The 20391-nt window shown below is 41.4% G+C and carries 20 protein-coding genes and 1 rRNA gene; 8 read left to right on the top strand and 13 right to left on the bottom strand.

Going from position 1 to position 20391, the window contains the following annotated elements:
• Together M3610_RS22115 and M3610_RS22110 are read right to left on the bottom strand one after the other, a co-directional pair.
• A 16S ribosomal RNA gene (locus M3610_RS22115) occupies positions 1 to 116 on the bottom strand; the annotation flags it as partial.
• A 260-nt stretch (positions 117 to 376) separates the two neighbouring features.
• Positions 377 to 607 (bottom strand): hypothetical protein, encoded by a 231-nt coding sequence (locus M3610_RS22110; protein WP_026565703.1) that lies wholly within the window; start codon positions 605 to 607, stop codon positions 377 to 379.
• 137 nt (positions 608 to 744) lie between these two features.
• Between M3610_RS22110 and pdaB the strand changes: the two genes are divergently transcribed.
• On the top strand, positions 745 to 1494 hold the full coding sequence (pdaB, locus tag M3610_RS22105) for a polysaccharide deacetylase family sporulation protein PdaB (protein WP_098573590.1): 750 nt from the start codon (positions 745 to 747) through the stop codon (positions 1492 to 1494).
• Positions 1495 to 1513: 19 nt separating this feature from the next.
• Here the strand turns inward: pdaB and M3610_RS22100 are convergent, their stop codons facing one another.
• Complete coding sequence (locus M3610_RS22100) at positions 1514 to 2194, bottom strand: KinB-signaling pathway activation protein (RefSeq protein ID WP_098573593.1); 681 nt, start codon at positions 2192 to 2194, stop codon at positions 1514 to 1516.
• A gap of 150 nt (positions 2195 to 2344) precedes the next feature.
• Between M3610_RS22100 and gerD the strand changes: the two genes are divergently transcribed.
• Positions 2345 to 2953, top strand: a complete 609-nt coding sequence (gene gerD, locus M3610_RS22095; RefSeq protein WP_251462657.1) for a spore germination lipoprotein GerD — start codon at positions 2345 to 2347, stop codon at positions 2951 to 2953.
• 82 nt (positions 2954 to 3035) lie between these two features.
• On the opposite strand, the gene M3610_RS22090 is transcribed toward gerD, so the two are convergent.
• The 3 genes from M3610_RS22090 to M3610_RS22080 all read right to left on the bottom strand — a co-directional run bounded on the left by M3610_RS22090 (position 3036) and on the right by M3610_RS22080 (position 5621).
• Positions 3036 to 4091, bottom strand: a complete 1056-nt coding sequence (locus M3610_RS22090) for an Mrp/NBP35 family ATP-binding protein (protein ID WP_251462644.1) — start codon at positions 4089 to 4091, stop codon at positions 3036 to 3038.
• 276 nt (positions 4092 to 4367) lie between these two features.
• Positions 4368 to 5093: an N-acetylmuramoyl-L-alanine amidase CwlD gene (cwlD, locus tag M3610_RS22085; protein ID WP_311315849.1), complete on the bottom strand. Its 726-nt coding sequence runs from the start codon at positions 5091 to 5093 to the stop codon at positions 4368 to 4370.
• 84 nt (positions 5094 to 5177) lie between these two features.
• Positions 5178 to 5621 carry a YbaK family protein gene (locus M3610_RS22080; protein ID WP_251462638.1) on the bottom strand — a complete coding sequence of 148 codons (444 nt, stop codon included), beginning with the start codon at positions 5619 to 5621 and terminating at the stop codon, positions 5178 to 5180.
• A 156-nt stretch (positions 5622 to 5777) separates the two neighbouring features.
• On the opposite strand from M3610_RS22080, the gene M3610_RS22075 reads away from it, so the two are divergent.
• From M3610_RS22075 to M3610_RS22050, 6 genes are all read left to right on the top strand, one after another.
• The gene (locus M3610_RS22075) at positions 5778 to 6707 is read left to right on the top strand and encodes a nuclease-related domain-containing protein (protein WP_251462635.1); all 930 of its coding nucleotides are present in this window, start codon (positions 5778 to 5780) and stop codon (positions 6705 to 6707) included.
• A 584-nt stretch (positions 6708 to 7291) separates the two neighbouring features.
• Positions 7292 to 8008 (top strand): SDR family NAD(P)-dependent oxidoreductase, encoded by a 717-nt coding sequence (locus M3610_RS22070; RefSeq protein WP_251462632.1) that lies wholly within the window; start codon positions 7292 to 7294, stop codon positions 8006 to 8008.
• Complete coding sequence (locus tag M3610_RS22065) at positions 8008 to 9036, top strand: S-adenosylmethionine:tRNA ribosyltransferase-isomerase (protein WP_251462628.1); 1029 nt, start codon at positions 8008 to 8010, stop codon at positions 9034 to 9036. The genes M3610_RS22070 and M3610_RS22065 overlap by 1 nt, the downstream gene beginning before the upstream one ends.
• A 177-nt stretch (positions 9037 to 9213) precedes the next feature.
• Positions 9214 to 10326: a GAF domain-containing sensor histidine kinase gene (locus M3610_RS22060; protein ID WP_251462625.1), complete on the top strand. Its 1113-nt coding sequence runs from the start codon at positions 9214 to 9216 to the stop codon at positions 10324 to 10326.
• 14 nt (positions 10327 to 10340) lie between these two features.
• Positions 10341 to 10982 carry a response regulator gene (locus tag M3610_RS22055; protein WP_098573616.1) on the top strand — a complete coding sequence of 214 codons (642 nt, stop codon included), beginning with the start codon at positions 10341 to 10343 and terminating at the stop codon, positions 10980 to 10982.
• Between the two features lie 129 nt (positions 10983 to 11111).
• Positions 11112 to 12209, top strand: coding sequence for a CotH kinase family protein (locus tag M3610_RS22050; protein ID WP_251462622.1), 1098 nt, complete (start codon positions 11112 to 11114; stop codon positions 12207 to 12209).
• A 103-nt stretch (positions 12210 to 12312) separates the two neighbouring features.
• On the opposite strand, the gene M3610_RS22045 is transcribed toward M3610_RS22050, so the two are convergent.
• The 7 genes from M3610_RS22045 to rplM all read right to left on the bottom strand — a co-directional run bounded on the left by M3610_RS22045 (position 12313) and on the right by rplM (position 20278).
• Positions 12313 to 13245: a response regulator gene (locus M3610_RS22045; RefSeq protein ID WP_098573619.1), complete on the bottom strand. Its 933-nt coding sequence runs from the start codon at positions 13243 to 13245 to the stop codon at positions 12313 to 12315.
• A 4-nt stretch (positions 13246 to 13249) separates the two neighbouring features.
• On the bottom strand, positions 13250 to 14548 hold the full coding sequence (locus tag M3610_RS22040) for a sensor histidine kinase (protein ID WP_098573622.1): 1299 nt from the start codon (positions 14546 to 14548) through the stop codon (positions 13250 to 13252).
• A gap of 131 nt (positions 14549 to 14679) precedes the next feature.
• A complete protein-coding gene (locus M3610_RS22035) occupies positions 14680 to 16374 on the bottom strand; it encodes an NAD-dependent malic enzyme (RefSeq protein WP_285851443.1) in 1695 nt (564 codons plus the stop codon).
• Positions 16375 to 16503: 129 nt separating this feature from the next.
• Positions 16504 to 17940 (bottom strand): aspartate ammonia-lyase, encoded by a 1437-nt coding sequence (aspA, locus tag M3610_RS22030; protein ID WP_251462619.1) that lies wholly within the window; start codon positions 17938 to 17940, stop codon positions 16504 to 16506.
• 20 nt (positions 17941 to 17960) lie between these two features.
• Positions 17961 to 19232, bottom strand: coding sequence for a cation:dicarboxylate symporter family transporter (locus M3610_RS22025; RefSeq protein ID WP_098573628.1), 1272 nt, complete (start codon positions 19230 to 19232; stop codon positions 17961 to 17963).
• A gap of 195 nt (positions 19233 to 19427) precedes the next feature.
• Positions 19428 to 19820, bottom strand: a complete 393-nt coding sequence (rpsI, locus tag M3610_RS22020; protein ID WP_026565721.1) for a 30S ribosomal protein S9 — start codon at positions 19818 to 19820, stop codon at positions 19428 to 19430.
• Positions 19821 to 19840: 20 nt separating this feature from the next.
• On the bottom strand, positions 19841 to 20278 hold the full coding sequence (gene rplM / locus M3610_RS22015) for a 50S ribosomal protein L13 (RefSeq protein WP_098573631.1): 438 nt from the start codon (positions 20276 to 20278) through the stop codon (positions 19841 to 19843).
• Positions 20279 to 20391: the final 113 nt, after the last annotated feature.

Raw genomic sequence — 20391 nt, 5'->3', positions numbered from 1 at the left:
GTTGCCCACGTGTTACTCACCCGTCCGCCGCTAGACTCCGAAGAGTCTCGCTCGACTTGCATGTATTAGGCACGCCGCCAGCGTTCGTCCTGAGCCAGGATCAAACTCTCCAAGAAAGTTGATTAGCCCATTTGTTACGTTGGCTTAGTTTCGTCTCTGAAACTAAAAGTTATTGTTTGTTTACACGATTTTGTTTGTTTAGTTTTCAAAGAGCAATTTGTTGTATCGTCCAAAAGCGACTTTATTAATATATCACCTGCAAAACATAATGTCAACAACTTTTTTGAAGTTTTATTTATGTTAGCAGCGACGTTTATTAATATACCAAGATACTTATTTATTGTCAACGGTTCTTGCATAAAAAAAGAATCTTTTTTTATCCCTTTTTCCTATCCTTCTTTCCTCTCCTCATATACTTTAGACAATCATGTGGTGAAGCTACTCTTCGAAAAAGGGTAAATAATACTTTATATCTTTCTTCCATCGCTCTCTTTACTATGTGATCTATACGATCATCTCTTAAATCAAAAAGAATTTCATCCATTTCTCTTTTAATAAGGTATTCCATTTCTTTTACTTCCTTATCATTTATTAGAAGTCCAAACATTGAATAACCTCCAGCGTAATATCTAGTAATTGTAGTCTTTTCCAATTTTTGAGATTTTATTATAAGATTTTCTATTCATATTTTAAAAAAAGTCCGCATAGGTTGAGACAAGGACAGTATTGGACGAGGTGGGGACGATGAAATTTTTTGTAGTTAACGGGAAGTCTTTGAAGAACATTTCACTTATTTTAATTGCAGCGTTTTTTACGGCATGGTTTCTCTACATAGAGAACCTTACGCAAATTCCTGTCTTTTCAACAAAGGATGGTCCGAAAGCAATTTATAGAGGGGAAAAGGGTCTTGCTCTTACTTTTAATATCGGTTGGGGTGATGAAAAGGCAGAGCCTATTTTAGATACCTTAAAGAGGGAAAATGTAAAAGCAGCTACTTTCTTCTTAGCTGGTTCATGGGCCGAGCGACACCCAGACATTGTTAATCGAATCATAAAGGATGGTTATGAAATCGGTATTCTTGGCTACGAATACAAAGACTATCGGGACTTGGAAGATGTAAAAATCGGCCAAGATATCTCAAAAGCACAAGAAGCCTTCAGAAAACTAAACGTGAAGGATATTAAGTTGCTCCGAGCTCCAACCGGTCATTTCGATGAGCGGACTTTAAAAATCGCCAAAAGATATGGATATACAGTAGTCCATTGGAGTGTCGATTCAAAGGACTGGAATAATCCAGGGATTCCAGCCATTGTCAAGAACGTTGGTAAAGCAGACAAAGGCGATATCGTTTTGCTTCACGCTTCCGATTCAGCAAAGCAAACAGCCAAAGCATTGCCATTGATTTTAAAGGAAATTCGCCAAAAAGGATTTAAACTTGTTTCTGTATCAGAATTAATAGCTAACGGTGAGGCCAGTTCAAAGGAAATTAGATAACACAAAAAACCGTCCAACTTTAAATGGACGGTTTTTTTGTCTTTTTTTTAGTTACAGGTTTATTACTTTGGGCTTGGTTTTCCCTCTTTTGTCTCTCCTGCTGTGATTGAATGTTTAATTTATGCAAAATCAAAAGTTGGTAAGCATTACACGCCATTAATGCAAACATCATGAGGTAAAGCCAGCTATGTTCATTTACACGAAGGACTGGTACCCACTCAACTAAAGTAACCACAATCATAAAAAATACGGCAGGAATAAACGCATCCCGATTGGTCTGTTTTACTTTATACCATGCTGCCGCTAACGCAACTATTAACAGGATGATAGCGGGACCAAAGTATGGAAGAACAGAATCACCCGGGTCAGCAAAATTGTCGTACCGCAAATAAACTAAATCAAATAAACCAAATAGAATAAGAACAATTTGTACAGCATTCCACAAGGAAACAGATTTAAAGATCCCTAAACCGAAACGGTGAACCGTTAAATATGCAAAAAAGCCCATTTGGCTAATAACACTAAACAAAAAGCCCATGACAATTAACCAAATCAAGGTCGACAAAATATCAATGAGTTTAAATTCAGTAAAATAGGGCTCAAACTCATTCCAGCGAACAATAAAGCCCACAATAGCCGTTGTGATTCCGCCCACTAATAATGTGCTTAAAAATAATTTTACCCAATTACGGCTTGTCACACTATAAACCTCCAGAATACAAAAATAATCAACATTATGATTGTACCAAGCCAAATTTGAAAAATCCATAATTTATGATTCTGTACGAATAATCTTTCACAAGTTACAACATGCTAAACTTAAGGATTTTTATGTGAAAGGGGCTTATTAATGAAAGCAAAAAGCATATTGTGCCTCCTGCCCATCTTGCTGTTTTTGACAAGCTGTTCAGCCAATGAATCCAGCGGCGGAGGACAAGTTGATTACGAACAAACGAAAAAGATGGTTGTTGATATTCTTAAAACGGATGATGGGAAAAAAGCACTCCAAGAAGTAATGTCCAGTGATGGCATGAAGGAAAAGCTGGTAATGGATCAAAAAGTTGTCTCTGATACGATCCAGCAAACTCTCACATCGGATAAGGCAAAAGATTATTGGAAAAAAACGTTTAGTGATCCTAAATTCGCACAAAGCGTTTCAAAAAACTTGAAGTCTGAAAACAAAAAATTACTGAAGGAATTAATGAATGACCCCGAATATAGAGGAATGATGATTGAGGTTTTTAAAGAGCCGGAAATCCAAAAAGAGATGGCAGATGCATTAAAAAGCAAAGAGTACCGAGCACATCTACAAAAAGTCATAACAGAAACACTAGATAGCCCCTTGTTTAAAGCAAAAATACAAGAATTGCTCTTAAAGGCAGCAGAAGAAGCGGCTAGTAAATCCGCTGGTAAAAGCCAAAGTTCCGACAGCGGCAGTAAGACCGATACAGGAAGCTGAGGTAAATTTTTTATCTTGACCCATACTATCTAATGAAGAGAAGCCTTTTCCAGGAGGAAAAGGCTTCTCTTTTTGCATCTTTTTATTTTTTAAGTAAGGCAGTTACTTTTTCAGCGATTTCTAAATAAATTTTTCCAGTCTGATGGTCTTCTTGATAAATTGATGGTGCAAAGTCTTCCTCGTTCCAATCAGGCTGGTTAAGCGGCAAACGGCCAAGAACTTCGGTATTCAATTCCTCCGCTAATTTATCTCCCCCGCCTTGTCCAAATACATATTCCTTTTCACCAGTCAGCTTACTTTCAAAGTAGGCCATGTTCTCAATGACACCAAGAACTTCATGGTCGGTTTTCAGTGCCATCGCACCCGCACGCGCTGCAACAAACGCAGCAGTTGGATGTGGAGTAGTAACGATAATTTCTTTACATGCCGGCAGCATGGTATGAACATCTAAAGCCACGTCCCCAGTACCTGGCGGCAAGTCTAATAATAGATAATCGATATCGCCCCACTCTACTTCACTAAAGAAGCTGTTTAACATTTTTCCTAACATGGGTCCACGCCAAATAATTGGTGAATTGTCTTCCACAAAAAAGCCCATGGAGATAACTTGGACGCCGAAACGTTCGACAGGGATGATCTTTTCTCCCCTAACTACAGGTCTCTGGGTAATTCCCATCATATCAGGTACACTAAAGCCATAAATATCGGCGTCAATTAATCCAACCTTTTTGCCTAGACGCGCCAGCGCGACAGCAAGGTTCACCGACACCGTTGATTTACCAACGCCGCCCTTTCCACTGGCAATGGCAATGAAAGTGGTTTTATTTGAATGAAGCAAATTTGTCTCATTATTTTCTGGTTCCGCATGGCGATTTGCTGCTAATACTTCTTCAGGCAGTTCGCTAAAGCGGATTCCCACCGTTGCCGCCCCAGCTTCTTTTAACAAATTAACAATTTGTGTTTGTAATTGGAGCTGCTCCGCTGTACCAGTTTTTGCGATTGCCACTTTTACGCTTACATGGTTTTTTTCTTCTTTGATCTTTATTTCCACAATAGCATTTAATTCAGCTAATGTTTTATGTAAAAATGGTTCCTTCAGGCTGCCTAGAACCTCATAGATTCTTTCCTCTGTTAACATAAAAAGCACCTCACATTTTGAATTCGTTTCCATCTCTCAGTATATCATATCCAAGTTAAGAAACAGTTAAATGAATCACAGGTATTTTTAATTAGAAAAGCGTAAGCCCCCTGGTCAGCGGCGTATGGCCTGGAGCGCTCTAACCGAGATAAAGGAAACACGAAGAGCCGGAGGCGCATTCGATGTTGACTTATCGTAGGGCGGAGAGCGAAGGACACTAGCCGCTAGGGGGCTGGAGCTAGACATTCAAAAAAAATAGAAGGTGTTTTCCCACCTTCAATACTCTGGCTCGACGAGTTCTTTTTCATTCGTATAATATCGAGTGATACCTTGATAGATGGAAACGGCAACTTTCTCCTGGTAGGAATCCTTTTTTAACTTTTCCTTTTCTGCAGGGTTGGACATAAAGCCAACTTCCACTAAAACGCCAGGTTTCTTCGCGTTTTTTAAGATATAGACATTATTAATAGGTTTCGCTCTACGTGTGGTGTTCTTTAAATTTGTCCGCAGCTCGTCTTGGATAAACTTGGCCGCCTCTGCATTTTCTTTATATTGTGGTGCATAGAAGGTTTGAGCTCCGCTCCATTTGGAAGATGGAATGGCATTTAAATGAATACTGACAAAAAAATCATTATCACCGTCGTTAATCATCTTCAGTCTAGTTTTTAAATCCTCCACTTTTCTTCGACTGTAGCCCCTTGTATCAGATGCTGCTAAATCGGTATCTGTTTCTCTGGTCATAATGACAAGGGCACCTTGCATTTGCAAGTAATCCCGAACTTTTTTGGTAATCTCTAAGGCAATGTCTTTTTCTAAGGTTTGACCCGTTCCTGCGCCGCCATCTGGTCCGCCGTGGCCCGGGTCAAGCAAAATGATTTTTCCTGACAACGGAAGATTCCACGCATTCAATGAGTCATCTTCAGCAAAGTCATATTGTAAAACGAAAAATAAGACAAATAAGCCTACAATAAAACTAATTATTTTCAGTCTTCGTTTTGACACCCCTATCATTCCTTCCCGCTCGTCCCTATTCTCTAAACTATATGGGACAAAGGGGGGAATTAGAACAGGAAGAAATGCCAGACCTTAGTGCAGACGGAGCTTGTGGCGTCTTTGCCCTTTTTCATAGCCCTCTCTCCACCAGATATGGATATACTGCTCACATAGATAGTAAAGTGATTCACTCATGGCGCCTTCTTCACCGCTCCCCCAATAAAGGAAAAAGTTATATAACGTATCAATAAGATGTTTTTCTTCTCGGTAGCAGCGTCTTCGAACATCATCTAAGGTTTCACCATGATAACCAAACTTGCTATATTTTGCCCCCAATAAAAAAGCTTCAAGTGCGATATCATAACATGCTTCTTCAATTCCTGTATTCATGATGAGGCTGGAAACAATTTTGGTGGAGCCAAAGTATTGTTGGACTCGTTCTTTTAATGTATTGATCGATAATTCCCGAAGGACTGATCGTTCATATTTTATTTGTTTTTCCCGTTTTTTTTCCTTAAAGGTCGTAATTACTGTCACTTCTTTTCACCTCTTAGAACTATTCTTTATCTGGGGTTCAGAAGAAATGCAAAGAATTAAGTTGCCAATTTTTATCGGGCGGTTCTCTAAATTGTTAACAAAGAATTCAAACCATTAGTATGCGGTTCTTTGTAAAATAAGAGGTGGTTCCAAAAAATGATGGAGAGGAAGTGGCACATGCCGCATTATAAGTCTCGTGTGAGGTCAAAGGAATTACGAGTTCTGAGTTCATTGAATGTACGAATGGAGTTGCCTTTCAAGGACAAGCAGCGTCTTGCTTACCTTGAAAAGGGATACCAGGGGGAGGTGTTCTTTGACCAGCTAACTTCGGAGTTAAAAAATGATTTATACATTTTAAATGATTTAAGCCTTGAGCAGAATAAATCTTTTTTTCAAATTGATACACTTATTATTTCTCAACATACGATTTATCCATATGAAATAAAAAACTATGAGGGGGATTATCGATATGAATCGGGAAATTTCTACCCCAAATCATCCAAGGATGAAATTAGTAATCCTTTACATCAATTAGAACGAAGTAAGTTGCTCCTTCGTCCATTACTTAAAGATCTTGCCTTTCACTTACCCATTGAAGGCGATGTAACCTTTGTACACCCCCATTTCACCTTATACCAAGCCCCGTTAAACGAGCCAATTATTTACCCCACTCAGCTAAACAGTCTGATGAAAAAATTAAACGAGATTCCTTCAAAACTAACGAACCGCCACAAAATACTTGCTGATCAACTAATCTCATTGCACCAAACGGACAATCCTTTTACCCGTTATCCCGCTTATAACTTTGGTCACCTGAAAAAGGGGGTTATTTGTGAAAATTGCCACTTGCTGATCATTCCTGATGAAGGGAAGATGATTGTCTGTAGTAAATGCGGGCACATAGAAACAATCGATTCTGCTGTATTACGGTGTGTGGAGGAATTAGTGTTGCTTTTTCCTGGTATCAAAATTACTACAAATCTGGTTTTTGAGTGGTGTGGGGTTGGGTCTAAGAAGACCATACGAAGAGTACTTATCCAGAACTTTAACTCAATTGGGCACCGGAAATATAGGTATTTTGAATGAACTTAATCGTTTAAGTACATTTTTAGTTCGGCCAATGTGTGGCATTTTCATTTTTTGTGGAAGGGCTTTGTATTATCGGGACTGGGGATGAAGTTCTTTTAGGTTCCTTTTTCCTTTTCTCGGTAAATGGCGAAGGGACCTGCTTCATTTACCACAGAGACCCTTTTTTCCTTCTACCGGTAAATCGAGACCTCCTTCATTTACCCGCAGAGGCCCTTTTTTCCTTCTACCGGTAAATGGAGACTTCCCTCATTTACCGCAGAGGCCCTTTTTTCCTTCTACCGGTAAATGGAGACTTCCCTCATTTACCGCAGAGGCCCTTTTTTCCTTCTTTCGGTAAATGGAGTCCTCCTTCATTTACCGCAGAGACCCCCTTTTCCTTCTTTCGGTAAATCGAGACCTCCCTCATTGACCGCAAGGGCCCTTTTTTTCCTCTCTCGGTAAATCGGGACCTCCCTCATTGACCGCAGAGGCCCCCCTTTTCTCATCCAAAAGTTGTAGATAAACTTCAAGCTTTTTTCCGAAGGATGATTTTACAAAAACCTTTATGCTTAAGACATCAAGAAACAAAGGGGAGAGACGATATGAATAATAAAGTTGTGATGATTACTGGCGCGTCTAAAGGGCTGGGCAGAGCGTTGACACTGGCTTTTGGAAAGGAAGGAGCTAAACTGGCCATCTGCTCAAGGACACCAGAAAAACTCTTAAAAGTGAAAGAAGAAGTTAAAAAATTAGGTGCGGAGGTTCTCGCAGTTACCGCGGATATTTCCAAATCACGTGATGTAGAACGATTCATTGCGATGACTGAGGAGGCATTTGGCCACATTGACGTCTTAATTAATAATGCCTCGATCCTTGGCCCCAGTCCAATGCCTCTACTGCTCGATTACCCAGAGGAAGACTTTGCGGAGGTGCTGCGAGTAAATGCAGTTTCGCCCTTTCTTGTGACAAGAAGGGTTATTCCAGGGATGCTCGAACGGAACGAAGGTTCAATTATCAATGTAACATCGGAAGCTGGCCATACGGGTTATGCAGGATGGGGTGCGTACGGAATTTCTAAGTTCGCCGTGGAAGGCCTCACCCAGACTTGGGCAGACGAATTAAAGGAGACGAATATTCGGGTAAACATGGTCGATCCCGGTGAAATGGACACAGATATGCATCAATTAGCAGTCCCAAATTGCAATTACCCATTAGCTAAGCCAGAAGATGTCATCGAAATCTTTCTTTATCTAGCATCAGATAAGTCAGCTGCAATAAATGGCCAGCGCTTTGAGGCTCAAGCAGAGGAGGAATTGTGATGGCAACAAGAGCATTAGATTTTTACCTGCCTAATGAATTAAATGCGTCCCTCCCCCCTGAAAAACGCGGTGTGCGAAGAGATCACGTCCGGATGATGGTTCTCGACCGGGCAACCGGAGACATCAAGCATGATCATTTTTTCCAGCTTGCAGATTATCTCGAGCCCGGCGACCTGCTTATTGCCAATAACAGTCGAACTATCCCCGCGGTCTTACACGCCAATTGTATTCGAGACACAGAACCCATCATACCCCATGTTGAAGTGCGTCTGGCCAGACGATGCCAGGAAGCTCTATGGGAGGCATTAATCGTTGCCGCTCCCGTAAAACCAGGTGACATACTCGAGTTTTCATCAGAATTGTCTGCAATCGTAATTGCTGAAAAGGGAAATTCTCCATTAAAAGTCATTGAATTTACGAAACAAGGTACGGAATTATTTAATAGTATTTATGCCCTTGGAGAGCCGATTCGTTATGAATATATCGAGGAGCCATGGGATCTTGATTACTATCAAACCATTTTTGCCAGTCATCCAGGTTCTGTGGAAATGCCCTCAGCAGGCAGAGCGTTCAGCTGGGAGCTAATTTTCAAATTAAAGCGATTGAACATCCATTTCGACTTTATCCAACTGCATACAGGACTAAGTTATTTAATCGACGATACCTATCAGCAGTCACCTGAAGAAAATATCGAAGAGTACCAAATCTCTGAACAAACCATGGATCGGATTCGACAGACAAAAGCCGCTGGCAAACGAGTCATTGCGGTTGGCACCACCGTGGTTCGTGCTCTTGAAAGTGCAGCCAGAAGCGGAGTCCTATCGGGCACAACCAATCTCTATATCGATCAGCAATATCCTTTAAAAATAGCCGACGGAATCATTTCTGGTTTTCATGAACCCCAAGCAAGCCACCTTGATATGCTGTCCGCCTTTGTATCAGAGCAGCATTTGCTGCAAGCATACAATCATGCCATCGTCGCAGGTTATTTATGGCATGAGTTTGGCGATATGAATTTAATCTTATAATCCAAGGTTTCACCAAACATGCGTTTCCATCATTATGGTTTTAAAGTTGATAATCTCGAGGAGTCGATTGATTACAAGCTAAGCCTGCTCCATAACGTTCAAAGTCAAGTTTTTAACGTCAACCTTCCATCCATTAAGTTATAATTACAGTAAATGCGGACAGTGGAGGAGAATAGAATGTCTGAGAAGAATAATGATATTGGGATTTTAAAAGAAATCGCTGAGTTATTGAATGAAGGAACGGATACAAACAATGTGCTGGCCGGCGTATTGAAAAGACTTCTCCAAGTAACTGGTCTACAGACTGGATGGATTTTTTTAATGGATGAGCAAGGGACGCATCACCTCGCAGCCGACGAATCTCTGCCCCCTGCTTTGGCAGCTAACCAAAAAGAACGAATGTGCCAGGGCGGGTGTTGGTGCGTCAATAAATACAATAATAAAAAATTAACTAAAGCTACGAATATTATGGAATGTAAACGAATTGAGGAAGCGATCGAAGAACATGCTGGTGAAACTTGCGGACTGACCCATCATGCCACCGTTCCGCTAGGAGCTGGAGATGAACGATTTGGAATCTTAAATGTTGGATCGCCTTATAAGACACATTTCAACAAAAATGAACTTGCATTACTTGAAGCTGTTGCCTATCAAATCGGCACGGCGCTAAAACGCATAAAACTTACCCAGAGGGAACAAGAAACCGCACTTGTTGCGGAACGCAACCGGCTGGCAAGAGATCTTCATGATTCCGTTAATCAACTGTTATTTTCCCTCAGCTTAACAGCAAGGGCAGGAGTGGAAATGACTGAACAAGAAGACGTGAAACATACGTTCGTCTATATTAAGGACTTAGCTCAGGAAGCGCTTGGAGAGATGCGAGCATTGATTTGGCAGCTGCGCCCGCTTGGTCTAGAGAATGGCATCGTTAGCGCCTTGAGAAGTTATGCTGAAATGCTTGGCCTATCCATCGATACCGAGATTACAGGAGCAGCGAGCGTTCCTGGAAAAGTCGAGGAAGCATTGTGGCGCATCGGTCAGGAGGCGTTAGCCAATTGTAAGAAGCACTCCCAGACCACTGAGGCCAACTTGATGTTTCATGCCTCCAAGGACCTCGTTGTGATGACCATCAAAGATCAAGGATGCGGTTTCCTTTACGGAGAAAATGTAAAAATTCCGTCATTGGGGTTAAAAAATATGAAAACACGAACAGAAGCACTAAATGGACAATTCCACTTAAAGAGTAGACCAGGTAGCGGGACCGCGATAGAAGTCCGCATACCTTTTTAGAGAGGAGAATTCACATGTGTATACGCATCCTAATAGCTGACGACCATCATGTCGTCAGAAGAGGCCTGGTCTTTTTCCTTCGAACACAAAAAGGCCTTGAAATTATCGGGGAAGCCGCCAATGGCAAAGAAGCCGTTCAACAGGCCCAGTTGTTAAAGCCAGATATTATTTTAATGGACCTCGTCATGCCGGAAATGGACGGAATCCAGGCAACAAAGATCATAAAAGAAAAGCAGCCCGAAATTAAAATTATGATGCTGACGAGTTTTTCGGACCAAGATCAGGTCATTCCCGCGCTCGAAGCTGGTGCTTCCGGGTTCCAATTAAAAGACATTCAGCCTGATGAGCTGGTCACATCGATTAAAAAAATCATCAGCGGGGAAAATCAGCTTCACCCAAAAGCTACCTCACATTTACTCGCCAATTTGTCCAATAAAAGCAAGCAGGAAAAGAATTTACTAGAGGAATTAACCAAGCGGGAGTTAGATGTGTTAAAAGAAATCGCGAAAGGAAAAAGCAATAAGGAAATTGCTGCCGCATTATTTATTACCGAAAAGACGGTTAAAACTCATGTATCGAACCTTTTAGCAAAGCTTGAACTGGCGGACCGGACACAGGCCGCCCTGTATGCAGTTAAAAACCAACTAGTCAACTAAGGGCGGATGCGGGGAGAAACTACATCTGCTTTGTTTGAAAATTAAATTGCAAGGAATTGAGCAATATCTTGAGCATTTTATACACGCCTTTAATAGGATGAATTAAGCTTATTAAGGATGTGTTTTTTTATGGAACAAATACCCTACCAAATTCCATCATATTTTTTAGAAATAAAAAAAGCGGATCTAAAAGATCTTAGGAATGATATTTGGAGCGATGACCCTGTTCCTGCCTGTTTACAGGTGGGTGATACCCGCTATAATGTTGATATTTGCTACCGAGGTTCCTATACCCGGGAATTCCGTAAAAAATCATATATGATCAAGTTCATAGAACCAAAAACCGTTTCGGATGCACATGTCATTCACCTTAATGCAGAATACAGAGATCCCTCACTCCTCCGCAACAAACTTTCTCTCGACTTTTTTCAAGACATTGGTGTCTTATCGCCGGAAAGTAAGCATGTTAATTTAATAAGAAATGGCTCTTTAAAAGGGGTGTATCTACAATTAGAATCCGTGGATGAAATGTTCTTGAGAAGAAGAGGACTCCCTTTAGGGCCGATTTTATATGCTGTAGGTAATGGCGCCAACTTTTCACTGTACAAAAAGGGCAAACAGAAGAAGTCTCTTACTTCAGGCTACCAAAAAGCATTTGGGAATGAATCCGATTATAAATACCTCATCGAACTAGTAGAAAAAGTCAATAGTATCCCACTCCCCGACTTCCCCCGGATCATTTTCAAACTCATTGACATAAATAAATACGCACAGTGGCTGGCATGCGCGGTTTGCACCATGAATAATGATGGATTCACCCATAACTATGCCCTTTATCGTAACAGCCAAACAGGGTTGTTTGAATTCATTCCTTGGGATTATGATGGCACCTGGGGCCGGAAAATTAGCGGGGGTATTATGAAGTACGATTATGTTCCTATTGGAGGTAGAAATACCAACCATCTTTCATTTCTTCTCCTGCAAGTACCTGAGTTTCGCACGCTTTACAGAAACATATTAGAAGAAATCTTAGAAACTCAGTTCACAGTTCCTTATTTAGAAAATAAAGTTACTTCTATGCATCAAGCTTTACGGCCGCATATCCTGCAAGATCCGTTTAAAAAGAAGGATATCGAATTATTTGATGGGGAACCGGAAGTGATTTTTCAATTCATTCGTGATAGATCTGCCTATTTAAAAAAAAGACTCAAGTATTTAGACTCCTAGCAAAGTTAGGCAAAAAAAGACCCCCAACCAATATGGTTGGGGGCCTTTGAAAGTACCAATAATAGTTGGAACCATGCTGCTATCCCAGGCTCCTATTTACATTCTAATACCCCTCATCTACCAGCTGTTTTGCTTCAAAATACAACACCTGAATAAACTTCTTGGCATTAATCCGCGTATGCGTTGATGAAATTAAAGATGCTTGTTTCAATTCCGTCATTCGTTGACGCACTGTTGTAAAATCAAAAAACTTCGACGCGTAATTCTCAAATTTCTGATTCGCAAAATCAGCGAGGCCAAGAGAGGCCAAATGGTTCAATGATTGGTAAATTGCTCGGCGAACACGCTGTTCGGACGCTTTTCTCTCCCTGTCAACCTCATCTTGCGAAGCGGCCGTTCCTAATTTTTTTAAGCTGATATGGGTGAAGATATCCTTTAAAATAGGAAATCCCGTCTCAAATGCTAGTTTTTTCTCATAATGGTATAAATAATCGATGATTTCCAGCAAGTCCTTGCTTCCATTTTCACCGGCTATGCCGAGTTCGGATAAAAGAACTTGCCCCCAATCTGTAATTTTCTTTTCCTCGGAGGCAGACTTTTGTTCCTTGGCGGAATTCCAATCAAATACATTGCTGAGTGATTTTTGAATGTCTTGTATAGACTGCTCCAAACGAATGCGTTCCATGACCTTCTGTACAACCGATAATACTTCATTTCTGTTCAGCGGCTTCGTGATGTAATATTCGATTCCAAGTGAATAAGCCTCCCCGATCAGTTCTTTAGACTCTACTTGGGAAATCATAATGATTTTCCCTTTAAATGACTGCGCAATGCCACGAATGGTTTCAATTCCGTCCCGGATCGGCATCAGTAAATCAATGAATAAAATATCGACATGCTTCATTGCCAGCGTATGTGCATCTAGTAATGAACCATCATCCGCTTCTCCTACAACGTCACCCAATTCTTCATCCTCTATAATTTGTGATAGCATAGATCGAAAGACTTCATCATCATCCGTAATATAAAAAAACATAAACTCACCCTTTCTCGGCAAGACAGAGGATCGGCAGCCGGATAATGAAAATGCATCCTTTCCCACTCGTTTGGAGTGTTACCTCTCCTCCCAATTCCTCTGACATTTCTTTTACAAAAGATAGACCGATTCCCGTGGACGGTGTTCCATCTTCTCCATATCTAGAAGTAAACCCCGGTTTAAAAATGAGATGTTTATATTTAGAAGGAACGCCCGGACCGTCGTCAATCACTTTACACTCGAGCCAATTATCCTCTTTATCTATTGAAATGGTGATTGTGCCTGTATTTTCAATCGCTTCTACTGCGTTCGCGACTAAATTGTTGATAAAAGACAGCATAAGGTAAATGTGATAATTTGGATGCTCTCCCCTAATCTGCGAAATAAATTTGATTTTCTTCCCTAACAGCTCTGCATATTTCTGATTGATTCGAACTATTATGTACGCTAATTCATGTACATTCATATATTCCGGCAGACTTTCGCTTGATATGAGCTTTGAAAGTCCCGCAAAGATTCTTTGGTTATCCTTTTTTATTTCATGCACCTCTCCGGCTATCCGTAAAGCTTTTTTCCCCCAATTTTCAATGGGAAGTCCTTGGCCTTGTTTAAAATCAATCATGTTTCGATATAGATTGTAGGATTCTTTTGTGATGGTTTCTGCATTTTGCAGCGTCTTTTTCAAATAAACAGACTCTACATACAAATTGGAAAGGTGCATGAGCATATTCTCATTCTCCCTCCGAGTTTGCGATTCTTTCAGTCGTAGTTCGTACAGTTTCATCATATTGATGAAGGCCAAAACAAAAAAGCTTCGAAACACTGCGATAATAATGATTTTATTCAATGCCCCTATCGTCACAGCCGTTCCCAATACAAAAAGATGAAAAAGCATTAGTTCAATAAGACTGGATGTGATTTCAATTGTAATACCGAAACATCCAATCAGCAAAGGATGTTGAAAACGATTCACCCTCATCAAATAAAACAGGAAGGCATATGTAAAATAGTAGAAAAACGTCGGATAACGTTCGGTAAGAGATACTGCCAGGCTAAAGTCTGCCGACGCCATCCAATCCAATAAAACCCGGAACGCCGATACTGACGTTCCTACTAGCAGCCCCATGACTACAGGTGAAATTTTACGAAAGAACAATAAAGAAAAGAAGAAAATAGGTGTTCCGAAACTGACACGAAATACATTATCGAATGGATGAAAGTTCAATTCACCCGCGATTGGTACTATAACCATAAGAGCAATAACGATCCAGGTATCTTTGCTTTGCAGTTGATCCGTTCTCAAATCCGCCACTTCCTGATTTTTGCTACTAACAAACCGCCGCCTTGTAGTTATAAACACAATTGACCCCCATACACTACTAGTTATATAAGAAAATACAGCTTGTTTATCAAAACAAGCTGTATTTTCGCCCATTATACCATAACTGTTTCTTTCGCCGCTTTTATAGGCCGATACACCGGTTCCCACATTGAATTTCGAACTGCTTGCTTAATATCGTCATGTTTTATTCGTGCCACACCATCGGCAACAGCCGCCTTTGCCACTTCTATCGCGACAATTTCTGAAATGGCACGAAGATTCTCAATCTGCGGAAGTAAAGGCGCACCTGGATTGCTTACATCGATCATTCCCGCCACAGCTTCTGCTGCTGCAGCAAACATGCCGTCAGTGATGATACTGGCACGGGAGACGTTTGTTCCAAGTCCAAGCCCCGGGAAAATAAGAGCGTTATTGGATTGTCCGATTTCATATTCTGTTCCGTTATATGTAACAGGAGAAAACGGACTTCCTGTTGCTACGAGTGCTCTTCCCTCTGTCCAATGGATTAGATCAGCAGGCTTTGCTTCCGCAAGCGGAGTCGGATTGGACAGAGGTAAAATTATCGGTCTTTCAACGTACGCTGCCATGTCTTTCACAATATCCTCAGTGAATGCCCCCGCAACCGTTGAAGTTCCGATCAAAATAGTTGGATGTACTTGTCGAACGACTTCAGCTAAGCCTGATCCTGCATTTTTTTCTTCAGCAGGACGCGCATATGGGCGCTGGAAGTCGTACAATACGTCCATATCATCTGCCAGTAAACCATTCCGGTCAATGCACCAAAATCTTTGGTTCGCCGATTCCCATGAAAGCCCCTCCCGTACCATGGCATCGCGCACCTGATCAGCAATTCCAATACCGGCTGTACCCGCCCCAAATACGACAACACGATGCTCACTGAGCGGAATACCGGAAGCGCGCACTGCCGCCAGCACAGCAGCAAGCGATACAGCCCCTGTACCTTGTATATCATCATTGAATGTACACACTTTATCTCGATACTTTTCTAAAATGCTTCGCGCATTTTGGGAACTGAAATCCTCCCAATGCAGCAAAGCATTAGGAAACATTCTCGCCACCGTACTTACAAACTGCTCAATGAATTCATCATACCGCCCATACCGAACACGGGGATGGCAATTACCGATGTAGAACGGGTTGTTCAGAAGCTCTTCACGATCAGTGCCCACATCTAAGATTACAGGCATGACACGTGCGGGATCGATTCCTGCTGCGGCTGTATAAACAGCTAATTTACCAATCGCGATATTACTACCGCCAACACCCCAGTCACCGATCCCTAAAATGCCTTCCCCATCGGTAATAACGATTAAATCGATATCTTCCGCACTCGCCCCGAAGTTTTTAAATGCTTGTTCAATGCCGCTTGCATCATTAATAGATAAATACACCCCGCGCGGCCGGCGGTATTCAATGCTGTAACGCTGGATTGCTAACCCGACTGTCGGTGTATATATGATTGGAAGCATTTCTGGTAAATGGTCCGTCAGCACCCGGTAAAACAATACCTCGTTTCGGTCATGCAGTGCCGATAACGCAACATTTTTATGCAAATCGTTCGGCTGCGAGCAGAATTGTTCATAAGCGCGGCGTGCCTGCTCATCGAGCGTTAGTACTGCCGGCGGTAATAATCCAGTTAAATTCAGCTCCTGTCTCTCCTCCTCCGTGAAGGCAACCCCCTTATTCAACAACGGTATAGCCATTAATTCCGCACCTCGTAAGGCAGTTTCCACATCCCCATTCGGACCAACCTTGAATTTATACATATATTCCCTTCCTTTTCCAATCAACCTCTGCTGTTGATTCTCAATAAAAATAAGGCATCCTCGAAGTTCTATCCCTTATGTCAAACAAAAAAGGGCTGCTCCGCCCTCCTTTGCTTGACATGTACAAGTTTACTGTCTATTTAAAAGAACTGCACCTGCGATACCAGGGTGAGTCATTTCATAAGGGTCCAAAATTAGATCAAGCTCTTCGTTTGATAATATGTCATATTTCAAACATAATTCGCGAATCGGCTGACCGGTTAAAATAGCTTCCCTCGCAATACGTGCAGCAACCTCATAGCCGATATGCGGATTTACCGCCGTAATAATCCCGGCACTCTTTTCTACATATTCCTTCATTCTATCTTCATTTGCTTCAATTCCCTTTAAACAATAGTCTGTAAATGCACGAAATGCATTATTCATAATACTGATGGATTGAAGTAAATTAAATACGAGAACAGGCTCCATAACATTCAGTTCCAGCTGCCCTGCCTCAGATACAAGACAAATCGTATGGTCGTTTCCAATAACTTGAAACGCCACTTGATTAATGACCTCAGCCATTACAGGGTTGACTTTCCCCGGCATAATGGAAGAACCAGGCTGACGGGAAGGCAATGTTATCTCGCCTAATCCCGTGCGGGGACCGGAGGCCATCAATCTCAAATCATTGGCAATTTTGGACATGTTCATCATGCATACTTTAAGTGCTGCCGATACTTCGGTGTAAACATCTGTGTTTTGGGTTGCATCCACAAGGTGCTCAGCTCCCACGAGCGATAAGCCGCTAATATCGGCAAGATGCTCCACTACACGCTCAATATAGCGAGGGTCTGCGTTCAAGCCCGTTCCCACCGCCGTCGCGCCCATGTTCACCTCATATAAATGCTGGCGTGATTGTTTGATGCGCTTGATATCGCGGGCAATTACGCGGGAGTATGCTTCAAACTCTTGACCTAATCGAATCGGTACAGCATCCTGCAGATGAGTACGGCCCATTTTGATGACCCGGTCAAATTCCTTTGCTTTTTGCTCGAATACGCCATGCATAGATTCCATTGTGTCTAATAATTTTTCTAACATATTCAATGTTGCGATGTGAATCGCGGTCGGAAAAGCATCATTCGTAGACTGAGCCATATTCACATGGCTGTTCGGACTAATATGAAAATAATCTCCTCTTTCTTTTCCGATTAATTCAAGCGCACGATTGGCAATGACCTCATTCGCATTCATGTTCATTGATGTACCTGCGCCGCCTTGAATCGGGTCGACAATGAAATGCTCGTGCCACTTGCCGTCGATGATTTCTTGAGCGGCCTCTATTATGGCTTTGCCCACCCCTTCATACAGGCGCTTTGTTTCCATATTGGCAAGAGCCGCCGCTTTCTTGACAACGGCCAAAGCTTTAATTAGTTCTTCATGAATTGTATATCCTGTAATAGGGAAGTTCTCGACAGCGCGCAATGTTTGGATGCCGTAATAGGCATTTACAGGCACCTCTTTTTCCCCTAAAAAATCCTTTTCAATCCGAACATTTCCTTTTATTTCAGTTACTGTCATTACATTCTCCTCCTATCCCTTTATGCAGCCTTTGTTTCTTTAACAGAATCCAAATAGTCCTGAGCTTTTTCTTTATCAAATTCGCCCTCCCATTTCGCCATTGAGATGGCAGCCAATGAGTTTCCTAAAACGTTTACAGCTGAGCGAATCATATCTAAAATACGATCGATTCCAGCAATCAAAGCAATTCCCTCTAACGGTAATCCCATAGATCCGAGAGTCGCCAGTACAACGACAAACGATGCACCTGGGACGCCTGCCATACCTTTTGAAGTCATCATAAGTACAAATAACAATGTGATTTGCTCCATCAATGACATGTGTACGTTATACATTTGCGCAACAAACAGCGAAGCAAGGGCCTGATAAATTGCTGATCCTGTCAGATTGAATGTGTATCCTGTCGGAATGACGAAAGAAACAATCGCCTTAGGACAACCGAATTGCTCCATCTTTTTCATGATGTTCGGGAGAACTGCCTCAGAACTCGCTGTTGTAAAAGAAATGATAAGTTCTTCCTTTAAAATCTTAATAAGTGTAAAAATATTTGTTCCTGTCATTTTCGCGTTTATACCTAAAATCACAATAGCGAAAAACAATACAGTTACATACACAGCCAATACAAGTTTTCCAAGCGGAAGCAATGTGCTCACTCCGAAATGGGCCACCGTCACTGCAATAAGAGCGAATACTCCAAATGGAGCAGCCTTCATTACTTGATTTGTTACCCAAAACATTGCTTCTAATACACCTTCAAAGAAATGAAGTACCGGCTTTCCTTTGTCCCCGATTGCCGCGACCCCTAGGCCGAATAGAACACTGAAGAAAATAATCGGTAATAGATCCCCTTGCGCCATTGATTCAAACACATTTTTTGGAACGATGTGAACGATTGTTTCCGCAAAGCCTTTGTTTTGTGTAGCGCTTGCTGTTTGTTCGTATGCTGAGATATCTCCTTTTGCCAGATGGCTCATATCTACACCAGAACCTGGATGGAACACATTTGCAGCCAGCAATCCAATCCCCAGCGCAATCGTTGTAATGATTTCAAAATAAAGTATCGTCTTGCCGCCAAGCTTACCTAATTTTTTTATATCACCTACACCCGCCACCGCAACAACAAGTGCGGCTATTACAATCGGCATAACGATCATTTTAATTAAATGAATGAAAATATCACCGATTGGCGCAATGTAGGCAATTGCTGTGTTGTTCCCATAAGTAGCAGCCCCAACCACTATACCTAAAATAAGTGCAATAAAAATTTGCGCAGCTAATCCAAATTTTTTCATGTCCATCCCCCTTGTTAACGCTTCCAATTTTGAATACTTAAATAATTTTAAAAGTAAAACAACAAAACCCTACAAAAATCTACAAAACGATTAAAAAAAAATTTAAAAGAACAAACTGCTGCGAGAATCCATGATTTCCTATACAAAAAAAAGACCCTCAACCAATTCGGGTTGAGAGCCTTTGAAACGTAAAAATTAACGTTTTGAGAACTGAGGCGCACGACGAGCACCTTTAAGACCGTATTTCTTACGTTCTTTCATACGTGGATCACGAGTTAATAATCCAGCGCGTTTTAATGTTGGGCGGAATTCAGGGTCAGCTTGTAATAATGCACGAGCAACACCATGACGGATTGCTCCAGCTTGACCAGTGTATCCACCACCGCTTACGTTTACAAGAACATCGTAGCTTCCAACAGTTTCAGTAGCTACTAATGGTTGTCTTACAACAACACGTAATGCTTCAAATGGGATATAATCTTCGATTTCACGACCATTAACAATAATTTTACCTGTGCCTGGTACTAAACGCACACGTGCGACAGAACTCTTACGGCGACCTGTACCGATATATTGAACTTGTGCCAAGTTAATTCCCTCCCTCTTTATTAACCGCGAAGTTCGTAAACTTCAGGTTGTTGTGCTTGGTGCGGATGTTCGCTGCCAGCATATACGTGTAATTTTTTGATGATTTGACGGCCAAGAGAATTCTTTGGAAGCATACCTTTAACAGCAAGCTCGATCATTTTCTCAGCATAGTTAGTACGCATTTCTAGAGCAGTTCTTTGTTTTAAACCACCTGGGTGATTTGTGTGACGGTAGTAAATTTTGTCAGTTAATTTCTTACCAGTAAGTTCTACTTTAGAAGCGTTAAGAATGATTACATTATCACCAGTGTCAACATGTGGTGTAAAAGTTGGTTTGTTTTTACCACGTAAAATTGATGCTACTTCAGAAGCAAGACGTCCAAGAGTTTTGCCCTCAGCATCAATTACGTACCATTTACGCTCGATAGTGTTGGCATTTGCCATAAACGTTGTACGCATGAGTTTCCCTCCTAATTTAAATCCAAAAAGATTATTGTCTTCGCACTTTTAAAGCAATTAGTGTTCAATTCTGTTCCGGGAATGAACATCTACTACCCTTGTGCGGTTAAGTT

The sequence above is a fragment of the Neobacillus sp. MER 74 genome, assembly GCF_023714155.1.
Note: the sequence above shows the minus strand (reverse complement) of the source record. Positions and strands in the feature narration are given on the sequence as shown.